Origin of the sequence: Catenovulum sp. SX2 (assembly GCF_052056295.1) — a bacterium.
Classification (GTDB): Bacteria; Pseudomonadota; Gammaproteobacteria; order Enterobacterales; family Alteromonadaceae; genus Catenovulum.
Map to the genome: position 1 here is coordinate 3,504,554 of NZ_CP182493.1, position 17,808 is coordinate 3,522,361.

Annotated in this window: 17 protein-coding genes; 16 read left to right on the forward strand and 1 reads right to left on the reverse strand. The window is 40.2% G+C overall.

Features of this window, described 5'->3' with window-relative positions; genetic code table 11:
- Window positions 1-29: 29 nt before the first annotated feature.
- A complete protein-coding gene (gene flgA, locus ACMZOO_RS14705) occupies window positions 30-719 on the reverse strand; it encodes a flagellar basal body P-ring formation chaperone FlgA (protein WP_440904087.1) in 690 nt (229 codons plus the stop codon).
- 206 nt (window positions 720-925) lie between these two features.
- On the opposite strand from flgA, the gene ACMZOO_RS14710 reads away from it, so the two are divergent.
- The 16 genes from ACMZOO_RS14710 (at window position 926) to ACMZOO_RS14785 (ending at window position 17,641) form a co-directional block, all read left to right on the forward strand.
- Window positions 926-1,849, forward strand: a complete 924-nt coding sequence (locus tag ACMZOO_RS14710) for a chemotaxis protein CheV (protein ID WP_440904088.1) — start codon at window positions 926-928, stop codon at window positions 1,847-1,849.
- Between the two features lie 15 nt (window positions 1,850-1,864).
- Window positions 1,865-2,698: a CheR family methyltransferase gene (locus ACMZOO_RS14715; protein WP_440904089.1), complete on the forward strand. Its 834-nt coding sequence runs from the start codon at window positions 1,865-1,867 to the stop codon at window positions 2,696-2,698.
- A 218-nt stretch (window positions 2,699-2,916) separates the two neighbouring features.
- Complete coding sequence (flgB, locus tag ACMZOO_RS14720) at window positions 2,917-3,318, forward strand: flagellar basal body rod protein FlgB (protein WP_016955573.1); 402 nt, start codon at window positions 2,917-2,919, stop codon at window positions 3,316-3,318.
- On the forward strand, window positions 3,318-3,749 hold the full coding sequence (flgC, locus tag ACMZOO_RS14725) for a flagellar basal body rod protein FlgC (RefSeq protein WP_016955574.1): 432 nt from the start codon (window positions 3,318-3,320) through the stop codon (window positions 3,747-3,749). Before flgB ends, flgC begins: the two co-directional genes overlap by 1 nt.
- A gap of 18 nt (window positions 3,750-3,767) precedes the next feature.
- A complete protein-coding gene (locus ACMZOO_RS14730) occupies window positions 3,768-4,505 on the forward strand; it encodes a flagellar hook assembly protein FlgD (protein ID WP_440904090.1) in 738 nt (245 codons plus the stop codon).
- A 31-nt stretch (window positions 4,506-4,536) separates the two neighbouring features.
- Window positions 4,537-6,021, forward strand: a complete 1,485-nt coding sequence (flgE, locus tag ACMZOO_RS14735) for a flagellar hook protein FlgE (protein WP_440904091.1) — start codon at window positions 4,537-4,539, stop codon at window positions 6,019-6,021.
- A gap of 178 nt (window positions 6,022-6,199) precedes the next feature.
- Window positions 6,200-6,964, forward strand: a complete 765-nt coding sequence (locus ACMZOO_RS14740) for a flagellar basal body rod protein FlgF (RefSeq protein WP_440904092.1) — start codon at window positions 6,200-6,202, stop codon at window positions 6,962-6,964.
- A 28-nt stretch (window positions 6,965-6,992) separates the two neighbouring features.
- A complete protein-coding gene (flgG, locus tag ACMZOO_RS14745; RefSeq protein ID WP_016955578.1) occupies window positions 6,993-7,781 on the forward strand; it encodes a flagellar basal-body rod protein FlgG in 789 nt (262 codons plus the stop codon).
- 25 nt (window positions 7,782-7,806) lie between these two features.
- On the forward strand, window positions 7,807-8,499 hold the full coding sequence (flgH, locus tag ACMZOO_RS14750) for a flagellar basal body L-ring protein FlgH (RefSeq protein WP_016955579.1): 693 nt from the start codon (window positions 7,807-7,809) through the stop codon (window positions 8,497-8,499).
- A gap of 7 nt (window positions 8,500-8,506) precedes the next feature.
- Window positions 8,507-9,598, forward strand: a complete 1,092-nt coding sequence (locus ACMZOO_RS14755) for a flagellar basal body P-ring protein FlgI (RefSeq protein ID WP_440904093.1) — start codon at window positions 8,507-8,509, stop codon at window positions 9,596-9,598.
- 11 nt (window positions 9,599-9,609) lie between these two features.
- Entirely contained in the window at window positions 9,610-10,587 is a 978-nt protein-coding gene (flgJ, locus tag ACMZOO_RS14760; RefSeq protein WP_440904094.1) for a flagellar assembly peptidoglycan hydrolase FlgJ, read from the forward strand.
- Window positions 10,588-10,650: 63 nt separating this feature from the next.
- On the forward strand, window positions 10,651-12,699 hold the full coding sequence (gene flgK / locus ACMZOO_RS14765) for a flagellar hook-associated protein FlgK (protein ID WP_440904095.1): 2,049 nt from the start codon (window positions 10,651-10,653) through the stop codon (window positions 12,697-12,699).
- Between the two features lie 3 nt (window positions 12,700-12,702).
- A complete protein-coding gene (gene flgL / locus ACMZOO_RS14770; RefSeq protein ID WP_440904096.1) occupies window positions 12,703-13,929 on the forward strand; it encodes a flagellar hook-associated protein FlgL in 1,227 nt (408 codons plus the stop codon).
- Window positions 13,930-14,244: 315 nt separating this feature from the next.
- A complete protein-coding gene (locus tag ACMZOO_RS14775) occupies window positions 14,245-15,069 on the forward strand; it encodes a flagellin N-terminal helical domain-containing protein (RefSeq protein WP_440904097.1) in 825 nt (274 codons plus the stop codon).
- A 518-nt stretch (window positions 15,070-15,587) separates the two neighbouring features.
- Window positions 15,588-16,412, forward strand: coding sequence for a flagellin N-terminal helical domain-containing protein (locus ACMZOO_RS14780; protein ID WP_440904098.1), 825 nt, complete (start codon window positions 15,588-15,590; stop codon window positions 16,410-16,412).
- A gap of 401 nt (window positions 16,413-16,813) precedes the next feature.
- On the forward strand, window positions 16,814-17,641 hold the full coding sequence (locus tag ACMZOO_RS14785; protein WP_440904099.1) for a flagellin N-terminal helical domain-containing protein: 828 nt from the start codon (window positions 16,814-16,816) through the stop codon (window positions 17,639-17,641).
- The last annotated feature ends 167 nt before the right edge of the window (window positions 17,642-17,808 follow it).

A 17,808-nucleotide genomic window follows, 5' to 3' on the forward strand; every position in this document is an offset into this window, starting at 1 on the left:
TTAAAAACTTTAGCAATTAATAGCTAGTTTTATAAAAAAATCTGCACTTCTGATACAGAGCTGACCCGTCCTTGAATGACCCGGTTAGAACTACGGTTTTTTACACTCACAGTATCACCATAACTGCCATCAGACAGGGCGACGCCGGTTGTTTTAACACTCAAGTTGTTAGATACCGCTTCTATTGTAACCAGTTCTCCTTGGCAGACAAAACAAATATTTTTGCTAATTATAGCCTCTCCCGAGCGAATTTGCCTTTTTGCTTTGCTGCCTACTATGCTTTTTATATCGGCAATAAAGCCATTTCTTGAACGATTCTTTTCAATCATTGCCACTTTTAAGTCTTGTTGTGTGATGGTTTGCCCAGATTCGATATAAGTTTCCGCGACAATCACAGGCGTCATAATTTTGACTTGAACTGGCACATATAACCCCCAACCGTCGTCACCCTCACAACGAATACGTACAGTCATATTTTTTGAGTAGCTGTTAAAGTTGGGTACTTGTGCGGTAATTTCACTATCACAAGGTCTAATGGTTAATCTACTATCAATGGGTGATGCAAACGCCTCAAGTTGCTCATCGGCTTCAGCCGGATAAATAGACAGTGCATGCTCTTCAGCAAGCGACTCAATGTGTTTTTTATCATAGACATTCGCCATTGACGTAAAAGACATTATACTGAATAAATAGCACAATAAATGGGTAGTTAACTTCATAATATTTACCTAACTAATTTAAGTTCCACTTTTTAAATATTCGACTATGCTTAATTTGAAAAAAGCGTTATAAATGAATCTAATATCTGTCAAATATTTGTTGATTTGGTAACTTTTTCTGCTTTTAGGGTTAAGTTAGGCAAACATTGTGCCGAAACTGATAGAGGCAATACTGCTATCTACTCTATTTAAATCTGGAGATAAAAATGGCCGGAGTACTAGATTCCGTAAATCAAAGAACACAACTGGTTGGTCAAAACAGGCTAGAGCTTTTACTGTTTAAATTACAAGGCCAACAAAGGTTTGGTATTAATGTGTTTAAAGTTCGGGAAGTACTACAGTGTCCAAAACTGACTTCGCTACCAAAACGAAATAAATATATACGTGGTGTTGCGCATATTCGTGGCCAAACTATTTCAGTGATTGATTTAGGTATGGCAACAGGTGGCCGAGCAATTCAAAATACTGAAGATTGTTTTATTGTAATTGCTGAGTACAACCGTTCGGTGCAAGGCTTTTTGGTTTCTTCGGTTGAGCGAATTATCAATATTAATTGGGAATCAATTATGCCACCACCAAAAGGTGCTGGTCGCTATAGTTATCTAACCGCGGTTACCGAAGTTGATAAAGAGTTGGTCGAGATTTTAGATGTAGAAAAAATCCTCCATGAAATCATGCCAATTGATGCCGAAGTCAGTAAAGAGGTGTTGGAATCAAACCCTGTCACCAAAGATTACACTAACAAAGTATTGTTTATTGCCGATGACTCGTCGGTTGCGCGTAACCAAGTAAAACGTGCGTTGGAAGGCTTGGGCATTGATATGCAGCTAGCCATAAACGGTAAAGATGCATTAATTAAATTAAATGAGTTAGCCCAAGAAACCGGCGATGTAACTGACAAAGTAGCTTTATTAATTTCTGACATTGAAATGCCAGAAATGGATGGTTATACCTTAACTGCGGAAATTAAAAATAATCCAAAACTTAAAAATCTACATGTTATTTTGCATACTTCTTTGAGTGGGGTGTTTAACCACGCTATGGTTGATAAAGTGGGCGCTGATGACTTCATTGCCAAATTTAATCCAGACGAATTGGCTGGTGCGGTACAAAAATGGTTGAATGTTTAAGATTAGGAATACTCTGTGTTAGATAAAACCATTGGAACTGACGACTACAATAAATTTTGTACTTTTCTTGAGCATCAATGTGGCATTGTGCTGGGTACAAATAAGCAGTATTTAGTCAAAAGCCGATTATCACCTTTATTGTCCAAGTATAAAGCGGACAGTTTAGGTGAAATAGTTAACCGTGCGATGAATATAACAGAGCGACAATTGCGTGCTGCTGTTGTTGATGCCATGACAACTAATGAAACTCTTTGGTTTAGAGATTCTTACCCATTTGAAGTTTTAGTTAAAGATATCTTCCCTCAATACGACGGTAAAGCTGGTGGTATCAAAGTCTGGTCTGCGGCTTCGTCTTCAGGTCAAGAACCATACTCTATTGCTATGACAGCTTTGGAATATCAACAAAAGAAACGTATGGGCGCACGAGTCAATATATTAGGTACAGACATTTCGCCGTCTATGCTGGATATCTGTAAAAGTGGTGTGTACGACTCGTTGGCGTTGGCTAGAGGTTTATCGCCACAGCGTAAACAGCAATTTTTTGAGCCGTGCGCTGAAGCTGGCACTATGCGTTTACGTGATAATGTTCGAAATTTGGTTAACTTCCGACAAATGAATTTGTTAGATAGTTATTCCTTGTTAGGCAAATTTGACATTATTTTTTGTCGAAACGTATTAATTTATTTCTCTGCTGAAAATAAAGCGAAAATACTGCGTCAATTTGCCCAAGCTCTCAATCCTGATGGTTATCTGTTTTTAGGCGCTTCTGAATCTATTACTGGTTTAAGTGATGATTTTGAAATGCAGCGCTGTAATCCAGGAATTGTTTACCGTCCTAAGAAAAAATAAAGCGGCAATCCTTGCCGCTTTATTGTTTTTACCTGCCAAAATCTAAAAAACATCTTGTTTTAACTTAAATTTGAGTCGTCTGCTTTAGACTCTGGTTTTGTTTTAAATGTTTGATATTAAAGTGTTTTGTTTGTTTTTTGATGTGCCTTTTGTCGAGTCTTTGTAAATTTGGCATCTAAGTTGCTTTGTCTAGTTTAAGTAACATAGGAGACAAAAAAATGGCGATTTCGTTAGATAAAGCCTTTAGTGTGCATCCGCAAGCTATCCAGCTGCGCATCGAACGCTCAGAAGTTTTAGCGAGCAATATAGCAAATGCGGATACGCCTGGTTATAAAGCTAGAGATTTTGACTTTCAAGCTGCATTAGCTGGCGAGAGAAGAAAGTATACAACTTCTTTAGAGCGTACTAGCGAAAAGCACATTAATGTTCAGTCGACTATGAATGATGGATTGCAATTTAGAACACCAACCCAACCAGATACTGGTGATGGTAATACGGTTGAATTGCAAGCCGAACGAAATGAGTTTCTACAAAATCAATTACGCTTTAATGCCAGTGTTCAGTTTATGACTGACAAAATTACTGGTTTGAAAAAAGCAATTAACGGTGGGCAAGGCTAATGAGTAGTTTATTTAATGTTTTTGATATTTCTGGCTCAGCTATGCGTGCACAGTCAGTGCGCTTAAATACCACAGCCAGTAATCTTTCTAATGCCGACAGTGTCAGTTCATCGGTTGATCAAACTTACCGAGCTCGTCATCCAGTTTTTGCAGCCGAAATGTCTCGAGCAAGTAGCAATATGGAAAACAGTGAAAGCATTGGTGTAAAAGTTATGGGTGTAGTTGAAAGTGATAAACCACTTAATATCGAATATAACCCGAATCATCCAATGGCGGACAAAAACGGTTATATCTATAAGCCCAACGTAAATGTGATGGAAGAAATGGCCAATATGATTTCGGCTTCACGTGCTTATCAAACCAATATTCAAATTGCTGACAACGCGAAAAAAATGTTATCGCGTACCTTGCAAATCGGCCAAGGTAAATAAGGGTAGAGGTTTATATTTATGTCAACGATTGATACCAGTGCTGCTAGTTATTTGGAAAGTTTACGCTCAAACACGGCAACTCAGAACGAGAGTGAATCAGAGCGTAACACTATGGGGCAAGAGGACTTTTTCTCGTTGTTAACTACCCAGTTAGCTGCGCAAGATCCAACCAACCCTGCTAGTAACGAAGAAATGATTTCACAGATGACCAGTTTCACTATGGCTGAAGGTATTACCGACTTAGGTGATAAATTTGACACCTTTACCAGCCAATTTAGTGAGTTTTTGGCCAACAACACAGTTAATCAAACGTCGAATAAAGCATTGCAAGCTTCATCTATGGTTGGTCGCCAAGTATTAGTTGAATCAGAACAGGCTGCGCTTTTCCAAGTAGGTGAAGAAGAGTACATGATGCCAGCGCAATTGTTGTTTGAAGGTGGCATGAATGACATTCGTGTCAATGTTCAAGACAGCTCGGGTAAAACCATTCAGACGTTAGAGTTAGGAGCGACTTCTGAAGGCCCGCTAACTTATACGTGGGATGGAAAAAACAGTTCTGGTGAACAAATGCCTGCAGGTTTATACACAATTAAAGCCACGGGGATTGATCCATCATCGGGTCAAAGAACAAGTATTACAAACGGCTCATACTCAACGGTTAGCAGTGTGCGCTTTGGTGCCGGTAATGCACTAGATATGAATTTAGCCGGGTTAGGCAATTACTCAATGGATGACATTATTGAGGTTGCGCCTTAATTAGGTTCAAAAAACGAAGAGGTAATAAGGTATGTCTTTTAACGTAGCGTTAAGTGGTATTTCGGTATCACAGAAAGATTTAAATACAACGGCAAATAATATTGCCAACGCCAACACCACAGGTTTTAAAGAAAGCCGTGCGGAGTTTGGAGATGTGTTTGCAACATCTGTATTTGGTGCAGGCAAAACTAAGGTGGGTGACGGTGGTTTAACCTCGGTTGTTGCCCAGCAGTTTGGCCAAGGTAGCTTAAAATTTACCAACAACTCGCTTGATTTGGCGATTACCGGTAATGGTTTTTTTGCCATGACACCTGATTTAGCATCGCGTGATATGTCGTTTACTCGTGCTGGTAACTTTAAACTCAATGATGATAACTTTGTGGTTTCAAATCAAGGTCATTATTTACAAGTTTACCCAGTAAACGAAGATGGGACATCACAAGGTGTATCCTTATCTACGACTGAAACATTACGTATTCCAGATTCTGCTGGTGTACCGGTTGCTACCAGTGAAGTTGAAATGACTTTTAACGTTGATTCAACCTCAACACCGTTAGATCCAGCCTTGTTTAATCCAAATGATAATACCACTTATCATGCATCTTCGTCTGTGACTGTGTTTGACTCATTAGGTGAAAGTCATATTCAAACAACCTATTTTGTTAAAGATGCAGCAGCAGCAGGCTCGTCACCACCAGTTAACCGTTGGTATGTATTTATGTCTATGGATGCAGATGCCAACGGTAATCCGATTCCAGTCGACTTAGGTGGTGGTAATGCTGTTAATGGCACTGTAGATATTGGTGCCAGTGATGCTGCCAATACGGGCAACTTAACCGGTAATGGTATTACCCGCGGTGGCCATATTACTGCGGCACCTACAGGTTATGCGGCGGGTGATGGTGATTTTATTGGTGTTCCTTTGGTATTTAATAGCCAAGGTGAAATTCAATCTGTTAACGGATATATCCCAGGTACAGATTCAGAGCCATTTGTTCGCAGCCAACCATTAGGTACTGATGATGGTGTTGCGCCAGCGGAAGCTCAAGTGTTAACCAATGGTGCTGATGCAACCCAAAGTATTATTTTAGATTTCACTGAACCAACACAGTTTGCATCCGCATTTGAAGTAACATCACTTGAACAAGATGGCGCGACAGTCGGTCGTTTGACTGGTGTAACAATTGCTGATGATGGTTTAGTTTCGGCGAACTATTCTAATGGTACAGTTGATTATTTAGGCCGTGTGGCTTTGGTTCGATTTGCTAACGACCAAGGTTTACAACAAATTGGTAATGTTAGTTGGAAAGAAACTATTAATTCTGGTCAGCCGTTAGCGGGTGAAGCAAATACAGGTACTTTTGGTACTATAGTTTCGTCTGCATTAGAGCAATCTAACGTTGATATTACTCAAGAGCTAGTGGATTTAATTACTTCACAAAAATCATTCCAAGCTAACTCTAGAGCATTAGACGTTAACTCGCAGTTACAACAAAATATACTGCAAATTCGTTAATTTAATTTTTACCTCTTCTTCAAACGGGCAGTCAAAAAAATGGCTGCTCGTTTTTCTATTTATCAAAGTCGTAAGTTTCTGACTTTCTTTATAAAAATAAATTTATTTTATTTATCTAGTTGGCACTAACCTTGCAAAATTAACCCTATGTCAAACTATTGTCAGAACGGCGGTTAACATGGATAAAATGTTGTGGGTGGCCATGAGTGGCGCCAAACAAAATCTGATGGCGGTATCTGTCCAAGCCAATAACTTAGCGAATGTAAAAACGGTTGGTTTTAAAGCTGATCTTGTGCAAGCGCGCAGTATGCAAGCTTTTGGCGAAGGGCTACCAACACGCGTATTTTCAATGGCTGAACGTCCTTCGCAAAATATGTCGGGTGGCACCATGATAACCACAGGTCGTGATCTAGACATAGCCATTCAAGGTGATGGTTGGATGGCGGTTGAAGATAAAAATGGCCAAGAAGCATATACACGTTCAGGTAATTTACAAATAACCCCTGAAGGTTTGTTAACAACATCTACAGGTCAGCCGGTTATTGGTGAAGGTGGACCTATTTTATTGCCTATTCCAGTCGACAAAATTGAAATTGGTTTAGATGGCGCAATTGTTGTTCGTCCTCAAGGTGCACCGGCCAATTTTTTAGAAGAAGTTGACCGGATTAAATTGATAAAACCTGACAATGATTTTGAACTCGACAAAGGCAACGATGGTTTATTTAGACCAAAAGAGTTAGACGCTTTTGCCCAATGTGGATTCTGTGAAGCATCACCTGATGTACGCATTATCAAAGGTGCATTGGAGTCGAGCAACGTCAATGCGGTAACCGCTATGGTTGATATGGTTTCATTGCAGCGTCAGTTTGAGATGCAAAACAAAATGATGAAACAAGCAGAAAAAATCGACCAACAATCTGACATGTTAATGAGAGTTTTTTAATTGAGTTTAATTACTCAGGAGGTGAAATATGCATTCAGCACTCTGGATCAGTAAAACTGGGCTTGATGCGCAGCAAACCGATATTTCGGTTATCTCGAACAATTTGGCTAATGCGAGCACCATTGGTTTTAAAAAGAGCCGTGCTATTTTTGAAGACTTACTCTATCAAAATATTAACCAACCAGGCGGTCGCTCATCACAAGATACTGAGTTACCAAATGGTTTAATGTTAGGCGCTGGCTCTAAAGTAGTCGCAACCCAAAAGAACTTTTCGCAAGGTAATACTTTAACGACCGACAATGCATTGGATGTCATGGTGCAAGGTAAAGGCTTTTTTGAAGTCCTTCAGCCTGATGGCACCATAGCCTATACGCGTAATGGTCAATTTACCTTAGATGCAGATGGGCAAATGGTTACTTCTGGTGCTGGTTTTTTAATTCAGCCAAATATCACAGTTCCACCTGATGCACAATCTATCACTGTGTCTCAAGATGGTGAAGTGAGTGTTACTTTACCTGGGCAAGCTGATAACGTAGTAGTTGGTCAGTTAACTTTAACGGATTTTATTAATCCGTCTGGTTTACAACCTATCGGGCAAAATTTGTATACAGAAACCGCGGTAAGTGGTGCGCCAGTGCAGGGTAACCCTGGAGTTGATGGTTTAGGTTTTACCATTCAAGGTGCGCTTGAAACCTCTAATGTAAACGTCACCGAAGAGTTGGTTAATCTGATTGAAAGTCAGCGTGCATTTGAAATGAACTCTAAAGTAATTTCGTCGGTTGACCAAATGTTGGGTCAAGCGGTACAGCAGCTATAAACTTAGTGTGATTTGGAGGTGGCTGATGAAAAGTTTAATGTATAAATCAACGGCAACGGGCTTAATGCTTTTGTGTTTAGCAAGCTGTGCAACCACCAAAGAATCAGCTGCTATTCCTGATGATCCTGAATTTGCACCGATTGAACCAATTCCAGAAGCTGTTGCTATTGTGCCGACAGGCTCACTGTATTCAGATATTAGCCCAAATAATATTTACTCAGACAGCAAAGCAAGAAGGTTAGGCGATATCATTACTGTGGTATTGAAAGAAAATACATCAGCGTCTAAACAAGCTAAAGCTGAATATGGGAAAGAAAATGACGTGTCACTACAGCCATTTTCAGCACTTGGCCGAGTGGCAACAATTGGTGGCAATCCACTTGATTTAAGTTTAAGCAGTGAAAGTGAATTTAAAGGCGACTCTAAAGCTGACCAGAGCAACAGTTTAACTGGGCAAATTTCTGTGCACGTAACACGCATTTTACCCAATGGTAATTTAGTTGTACGTGGTGAAAAGTGGTTAACTTTAAATACAGGTGACGAATATATTCGTGTAACCGGCATAGTGCGCCCAGCCGATATTAGCAGTGATAACACAGTGTCCAGTACTCGAGTTGCCAATGCGCGCATTCAGTACAGTGGTACAGGTTCATTTGCTGAATCGAATCAACAAGGTTGGTTATCTAAATTCTTCTATTCCACTTGGTGGCCGTTTTAAGGAGTAGATGATGAAAAAACTTATTTTATTTATTAGTTTGTTGCTTGTTAGCGGTTTTACTCAAGCGCAACGCATTAAAGATCTAGCAAGCATTCAAGGTATTCGCGACAACCAGTTGGTTGGTTATGGCTTAGTAGTGGGTTTGCCGGGAACAGGTGAACAGAGCCCGTTTACTGAACAAAGTTTTCGAACCATGTTAAATAACTTTGGTATTAGTTTACCTGCGTCGACCAAACCAAAAATCAAAAACGTAGCCGCAGTTGCTGTGTCAGCCACTTTGCCGCCTTTTACCAAACCAGGTCAACAAATTGACATCACAGTCTCTTCTATTGGTAGTGCAGGTAGTTTAAACGGCGGTACTTTATTACAAACCATGTTAAAAGGTGCTGACGGTAAAATTTATGCAATTGCCCAAGGCAGTTTAATTGTTGGTGGTTTTGGTATTCAAGGGCAAGATGGTTCACAGGTGTTGGTTAATACCCCAACGGTTGGCCGTATACCAAATGGTGCATTAGTTGAACGAGAAGTTCCGACTGCTTTAGGTCATGGAGATACACTTACCTTTAACTTACATCAATCAGACTTTACCACAGCAAAACGTATGGCTGATGTGATTAATCAATTAGTCGGGCCTAATTCGGCGACAGCGTTAGATGCAACCTCAGTGCAAGTAATTGCACCGCGTGATATCGGCCAACGTGTTTCTTACATTGCGACGTTAGAAAATTTAGAATTTACCCCGGCAGATGCACCTGCCAAAGTGATTGTAAACTCACGTACTGGCACAATTGTCATAGGCAAAGATGTACGTCTAGCTCCAACGGCTGTAACACATGGTGGACTCACAGTTACTATTGCCGCTAATCAGCAAGTGAGCCAGCCAAATGCGTTTGCTGATGGTGAAACAGTGACAACCAAACAAACTTTAATTGATGTTGCGCAAGACGATACACGTATGTTTGTATTGGATGCAGGTACTAGCCTAGACGAATTAGTTAGAGCGTTAAACGAAATTGGCGCAGCACCAGGTGACTTAATGGCGATATTAGAAGCGTTAAAAGAGTCGGGTGCGTTGCAAGGCGAGTTAGTGGTTATCTAGTAGGTGACATCATGGATAAGTTAGATCAAGCACAATTTGTTCAAGATTTTTCTGGGTTAAATGGCCTGCGCGAAGCGGCACAAAGTAATCCGAACGATCAAAAAGCTTTACGTAAAGCTGCTGAACATTTTGAATCTATCTTTATGAAAATGATGTTGCAAAGCATGCGTCAAGCAGAAGAAGTACTAGAAGACAAAGATAGCCCGTTTAACAGCCAAGAAACTAAGTTTTTCCGTGGCATGATGGATGATCAAATGGCGGTTGATTTATCCTCGAGTGGCGCTTTGGGTTTAGCCGATTTAATCGTTGAGCAACTATCTCCAGGTAGTAACAATACCATGCCAGCATCCGCGCTTAGAAACGATGGCCAATTAGCGAGAGCACAAGCCCAAGCAAAAGCTCAGTTCAATTTAATGGCTGAGAACAATCAAAATTCCAATCAAACTCAGCAACCCTTGCAAGCACAAAATACCAACAAAACAAGCAACGAAGAGAAGATAGAGTTTGCCAATAAACAGGATTTTGTCGACAAGTTAATGCCGTATGCCACTATGGCGGCAAGCAAACTGGGTATTTCGCCAATTGCCATGATAGGTCAAGCAGCGTTAGAAACTGGTTGGGGTCAGAAAATGATGCAAAAACTTGACGGCAGCAATGCATTAAACTTCTTTGGTATTAAAGCTGATGGTCGTTGGAGTGGTGACAAAACCACAGTCAATACTTTGGAATATCGCAATGGTGTTGCTCAACAAGAAAAAGCGCATTTTCGAGCTTATTCAAATATTGCTGAATCCATGCAAGATTACGCCGACTTCATCTTAAATAGCCCTAGATATCAACAAGCGGTGGAATCTAGCGATAGCGCCAAAAGCTACTTTTCTGAATTACAAAAAGCAGGTTATGCGACAGATCCTAACTATGCTGACAAAATTATGTCTGTATTAAAAGATTCTGTGTTCGATTCAGCAAGAGATATGCTAAAGTTTTAAGAATAGCTGCCGATAAAGAACATAGCGAAAGTTTTGCTTGTGCTCGGTTTAAGGTTTAATTAAATGACGGACTTGTTAAAAATTGGTTCTTCCGCTTTGTTGGGTAATCAAAACCAACTAGCAACAACCAGTAACAATATTGCGAATATGAATACGCCGGGGTATACCCGTCAGCGTACTGAATATGCTAATTATGTAGAGTGGGGCCTTGGTCGCCCACAAGTTATCCGCATGTTTGACCGTTATGCAATTGACCAATATCGCCGTGACACCACAGAAAACGCACGTTTGGAAACCTATTCTGAAAATACCAGTGTGCTGGATAACCTTTTCTCAGATCAAACTGTTAGTATTGCTAAAGGCCTTGAAGGTGTGTTTCAGCGTTTGCACGAAGCGAACGACGAGCCTACTTCATTAACCCCTCGCCAATTGGTGATCTCTGATTCCAACGCGTTAGTAAGCCGCATGCAAAGTTTGACTGACAGGGTATTAGAGCAAGAAGAAATTGTTAATGATGAAATTAAACTTGAGCTCAGCGAAACCAATTCACTGATTCAAGGTTTATATCAACTCAATGAAAAAATAGTCGCCTCAAAACAATCGTCAGTAAATGGCCAGTCTGCACCTGAGTTACTAGATGAACGCAACGAAGTTATTCGCCGCCTTGCCGAAAAAGTAAATATTCAAACTTTAGAAGCAGATACAGGCGCGATTTATGTTAATACCCAAGGTGGTCAATCGCTGGTAACTAATGCAAACTATTTTCAATTTAAAGCTGTATCTGGCGATCCAGACCCAAATCGTACTGAAATTCAAACCTACATAAATAATAACCCAAATGCGGTCAAAGATTTCCGTACAGATAACTTGGGTGGCTCAATTGGTGGTTTGGTCGATTACAGAACAACAGTTTTAGATGAAGCGATTAATTCGCTTGGTCAATTGGCGATTGCTTTTTCTGATGCGATGAATCAGCAAAACAAAAAAGGTGTTGATTTAGACGGTCAATTAGGGAGTGATATTTTCACTATACCTAGTACGCAAGCTTTGGGTTACGATGACAACAGTAGTGCGAATCATTATGTTGAGGTTCGAATCGAAGAAGGTTTGGGTGATGAAGTCACCAACTTTGATTATCAAATCACCTTTACTTCTGCGACTGAATACACAATTCAAGCATATAAACAAGGTGAAACAATAGGTTCACAAAGTGGCCCATTCACTATTCCTGCGAGTACGGCCGATTATCAAGGCAGCGCAGATGGATTACCTGATGGTTTAGAATTAAGATTTTCACCAGACACAGCTTTTGTTGCAGGCGATAGCTTTTTAGCTCGTCCAACCCGCTTGGCTGGTGTGCAAATTGAAATGAATTTAAATCGCCCTGAACAGCTGGCATTAGCATCACCAATTAAAGTTGAAAACCCGATCACTAATATCGGCAACGGCACAATAAAGTTGCAAGATATAACCTCTACTGATACGGATAACTCGACACTGAATATGAGTGCTTTTGACGCAGCTAATGCGTTAGATGCAGATGCGCCAGCGAAAGTGGTTTATACCTTAACGGGTGAATACGAAGTTCAAGACAGCACGGGTGCTGTTATTGGTACGGTTGCTTCTGGCGACAATATTATGGCGCAGTTGCAAGCAGCAGGTACTTGGCCAACAGCAACGCATGGTGATGATTACCCAGGCTATGAAATTAGTGTTTCAGGCCAGCCGCAAGCGGGTGATGAATTTAATATTAGTTTTAATTCAGATGCGCTGGACGATAATTTTAACGGCCAGAAATTAACTGATTTACAATCAGACGATACCATGCGCCGTAATATTGCTGGGACAGGCAATAATACCCTGACTTTTACCGAAGCATATTCCAATTTAATTGGTTTTGTTGGTGATACTGCCAATCGAGCGCAAATCGATTTAACGGCCAGTACAACTATGCTTGAACAGTCAGAGCAGCGGGTGGCGGATATGTCTGGTGTGAATTTGGATGAAGAAGCCGCTGATTTGGTTCGATACGAGCAAGCGTATAACGCAGCTGCTAGAATCATTACAGTATCAAACACTTTGTTTGACTCTTTGCTACAAGCAGTGAGGTAATGTATGCGATTAACCACTAATCTTATTTATGATCGCAGTTTACAAGGTATTTTGGAAACGCAAAAAAAACTTGTACGCGCAAACGATGTATTAACTAAACAGACGAATATTTTAAAGCCGTCTGACGATCCAACTGGTGCTACTAAAGTTGTTCGTTTTGATGAAGATTTAGCGCGGCTGGAGCAGTTTGGTAAAAATACCATTCATCTAAAAAATCAATTAAGTACCCAAGAAACCGCGTTGACAGGAATTAATACTGCGTTAACACGTGCGCATACTTTAGCAATCCAATCCGGTAACGGCGCGCATGATTATACCGACAGACGCGCATTGGCGGTTGAGCTTGAATTAATTAAAGGTGAAATCGCCGACTTGATGAATTCGAAAAATTCACAAGGTGATTATATTTTTGCTGGAGCAAAATCTTCACAAACGCCTTTTGTCCAAGACAGCAGTGGCAATTATGTGTATCAAGGTGATGAAAACGTCAAGAAAGTACAAATTTCTGAAACACTCAAAGTTGAATCTGGTATTCCTGGATCTGGCTTTTCGATTTTTGAAGACACAGCTGCCCGCAATGGTGTAACAATCGCAGGTACATCAACTGCTAGCGCTAGCTACCGACTCGACAATGGTGATAGTTTTGACAACTTCCACAAACAAAACTATCTAAAAATTCCACCGAGTCCGGCTGGTTCTAACGACTATAGTGTGGTGTTTGGTACAGGCACTTATCAGGTACAAGATAGTGGCGGCACTGTGTTAGATTCAGGCAATTTTACCGCTGGTGAGCCAGTCAAATTTAAAGGGCTTGAGTTTAATGTCAATGGCACACCTACAGCGGGTCAACAAATTGATTTTACCTTAAATGATCCGGCCAAAAGTAATATCCTCAATTCTTTAGATGAATTGATATCTAGATTACAGAGTGACGAAACTGGTGGCGATGGGCTCAATGACATTATTCAAAAAACCTTGTTTTCAATAAATCAGTCGCAAGAAAATATAGGTTTTGCTCGCTCTGAAATTGGTGGCCGTATCAATGTAATTGATAGTGTTGATATGTCTAACCAAGATTTGGAAATAAATGTCAAAGAGGCTAAAGCAAAAGTGTCGGAAGCTGACTTTGCTGAGGCTGTCACTGAATTACAAAAACAAGAAACTGCCTATCAGGTATCTAATACCACTTTTGGCCGCATAACCGGCTTGTCGTTATTTAACTTCTTGTAATTTTTCTTTAGAAATTTTTTGTTAGTTAAACCCGCTTCGGCGGGTTTTTGCATTTCTGCGTTTAAATTTTAGTTAAAGTTTTATCTTATCGTCCGACTCGGCAGAACTTAATAAAACTTTAGAGTCTAATTCATTAATTTATAAGCATAAATTTTAATATTTTCTCTAAAGAGTCAGTTTTTCTCACCGATATATAAAGTGTCAAAGGAAGGCAAATACAAAAACTAGAATAAACAAATTGATTGGCAATTTGTGCTTCTGGTTGTTGTTAAAACAACAAGGTACAAAAACTATCTATCGTAGGAGAGAGTAATTATGTCTATGTTTGTAAATACAAATATTTCGTCGTTGAATGCCCAACGTCAATTGTTTAACTCGGGCAATTCGCTGAATGTTGCGTTTGAACGCTTGTCATCCGGTTTTCGTATTAACCGTGCATCAGACGATGCTGCCGGTTTACAAATTACCGACCGAATGACCACTCAGGTGCAAGGTTTACAGCAAGCTGTGCGAAACGCGAATGATGCAATTTCACTGACACAAACAGCTGAAGGTGCAATGCAAGAAATCACTACCTCGTTGCAACGTATTCGCCAATTGGCGGTGCAATCGCAAAATGGTATCAACACGTCATCTGACCGATTAGCGCTACAAAAAGAAGTATCTGCATTAAAAACAGAAATTAGTCGAATCGGCCAAACCACTCAGTTTGCAGGTGTTGAACTATTAACTGGTACTTATTCTGCGGCATTCTTAGTCGGTGCAAATGGTGGGCAAACCATTTCGGTTAACCTGTCGAGAACAGGTGGCTTTGGTGCGTCAGGATTGGGAGTAGGTACCTTGTCGGTTCAAACTGAAAATGACGCATCTGCGGCATTAACTGCAATCGATGCTGCAATCTCGACAATTGGCTCTGCACGGGCTGATCTTGGTGCGCTGCAAAATCGTTTCCAGTCAACCATTCGAAACTTAAGCAACATTATTGAAAACGTATCGGGCGCTCGATCTCGAATCAAAGACACAGACTTTGCTACCGAAACGGCAGAGTTAACTAAAAACCAAATTTTACAACAAGCAAGCACGACAGTGTTGAGCCAAGCAAATCAGCGACCTCAATCTGCCTTGTCATTGTTGGGTTAATTTAATGGCTAAATGTATGCGAATCTTTATTCGCGCTAAACAAATACATCTGTAATTCACGAGTGGATTTGCGTTTTGCTCTTTGTTTTGAGAGTAAAACGCTACAGGGTGCTTTAAATACATATTTGTGCTGTAGATGTTTTGTTTACATCGTTCAAGCACATGTGTGTCAACCAGTTCGCGCACTCTCTCCTAACTTGTGTAGCGACTTGCTGGGGAAGTTTATTCCCCAGCTGTTTTGCTATTCATATCATATTCTTGCAACTGTTTAGTTGATCTTTTCTAATTAAATTATTAATAAAACAAAGTTCATTTAAATATTTATTTAATGCCCTTATTAGTTTTATTTAATTTGGAAAAATATATCAAAAAATGTTCAAATAATTTCTAAAGAGACTTTATTAAATGCCGATATAAAAAATGAAGAAGAGTAAAGTTTTATTATTTTACCCTTTATAAGTAAATTGTAGGCATTTGCCTTCATTTGTTGAACATTTAATTGCATAGGAGTGAGTACTATGAGTATGTTCGTAAATACTAATGTGTCCTCATTAAATGCTCAGCGCCAGTTATTTAATTCTGGCTCTGCGCTGAACGTTTCTTTTGAACGTTTGTCGTCTGGTTTCCGCATTAATCGTGCGTCAGACGATGCTGCTGGTTTGCAAATTACCGACCGTATGTCGAGCCAAATTCAAGGTTTGAATCAAGCGGTACGTAATGCAAACGATGCTATTTCTTTAACTCAAACTGCTGAAGGTGCAATGCAAGAAATTACCACTTCATTGCAACGTATTCGCCAGTTAGCTGTTCAGTCACAAAATGGTATTAATACCTCTGCTGACCGAACTGCTCTACAAAAAGAAGTTTCTGCACTTAAAACTGAGATCAGCCGTATCGGCCAAACAACTCAGTTTGCCGGTGTTGAACTTTTGACTGGTAGCTATTCTGCAGCCTTCTTGGTTGGTGCAAATGGTGGTCAAACCATTTCGGTGAATTTATCTCGTAGTGGTGGTTATGGTGCATCAGGTTTAAGTATTGGTAGTTTGTCTGTAGCAACGGCTGCAGATGCTTCTGCTGCTTTAACTTCAATTGATGCGGCAATCTCTACTATTGGTGGTGCGCGAGCGGACTTGGGTGCGTTGCAAAATCGTTTCCAATCTACCATTCGTAACTTAAGTAACATTGTTGAAAATGTTTCTGGTGCACGTTCTCGTATCAAAGATACAGATTTTGCGACTGAAACTGCTGAGTTAACTCGTAACCAGATTATTCAGCAAGCAAGTACTACTATCTTAAGTCAGGCAAACCAAAGACCTCAATCGGCTTTATCGCTATTGGGTTAATTATTGACTTAAGCTCTGCTTCCGCCCGTTTGGGAATAGCCAGGAGGTAGTGCGACGGGTTTTTCAGGCCAAACGGGTGAGTTGTACTCACTCCAATAAGGGCCGAGGAGTGGTAAATCTCGGCTCTTATTTTTGCCTTTAGAACTTTTTTGCACTTTTTTTTCTCTAAAAACGGAAATTTTTTTAGGCGGGCAGTGTAGTTGTAGAGCTAGTTAAATCAATGGGTTATATCCCATTTGCCGATCAAAGTTGTGAGGTTTTGCCGCAAAACGGCAAAACTTTCCCTCATTATTTTGCTGCCAGTCTATAAAGATTGTCGCGGCCTCTCCGATATATTAAGTGTCAGCGGATGATAACAACAAAAATAAGGCACTTAATAAACTCAGTTAGGAGAGACCAAAATGTCAATGTTCGTAAATACAAATGTTTCATCATTAAATGCACAACGTCAGTTATTTAACTCAAACTTAGGTTTAAATACTGCTTTCGAAAGATTATCTTCAGGTTTTCGTATCAACCGCGCTTCAGACGATGCTGCTGGTTTACAAATTACCGACCGTATGACTACTCAAATTGAGGGTCTTAACCAAGCGGTACGTAATGCCAACGATGCGATTTCGTTAACGCAAACAGCTGAAGGTGCAATGCAAGAAATTACTACTGCATTACAACGTATTCGCCAATTATCTATTCAAGCGCAAAATGGTATCAACAGTTCGTCTGACCGTTTAGCACTACAAAAAGAAGTTTCGGCGCTGAAAACTGAAATCAGCCGTATTGGTTCAACTACACAATTTGCCGGTGTTGAGCTATTAACCGGGGCATATTCAGCGGCATTCTTGGTTGGCGCAAACGGTGGCCAGTCTATTTCAGTTAATATGTCACGCACAGGTGGTTTCGGTGCTTCTGGCTTAGGTATCGGAACTTTGTCGGTCCAAACAGAAAGAGATGCTTCAGCAGCATTAACTGCAATCGACACTGCGATTTCTACTATTGGCGCTGCTCGTGCTGACTTAGGTGCGCTACAAAATCGCTTTCAGTCAACTATTCGTAACTTAAGCAATGTTGCGGAAAATGTTTCAGCTGCACGTTCACGTATCCGAGATACTGATTTTGCAACAGAAACAGCATCATTAACCAAAAACCAAATTTTACAGCAAGCAAGTACAACTGTACTAAGCCAAGCAAATCAAAGACCACAATCAGCATTATCTTTATTAGGTGGTTAAACAGAATAACAACTCATTTTGGTTGTTTATTAAGTGACTGGACATGGATGTTCAATTTGGAAACCGATTAAATTAATGTGTCAGATCTTTTGGCAAGCATATTGCTTTAATCATTTTAGCAAATACAATTTGCGACCAAATGCATTAGTTAGACAATTATTTGACGG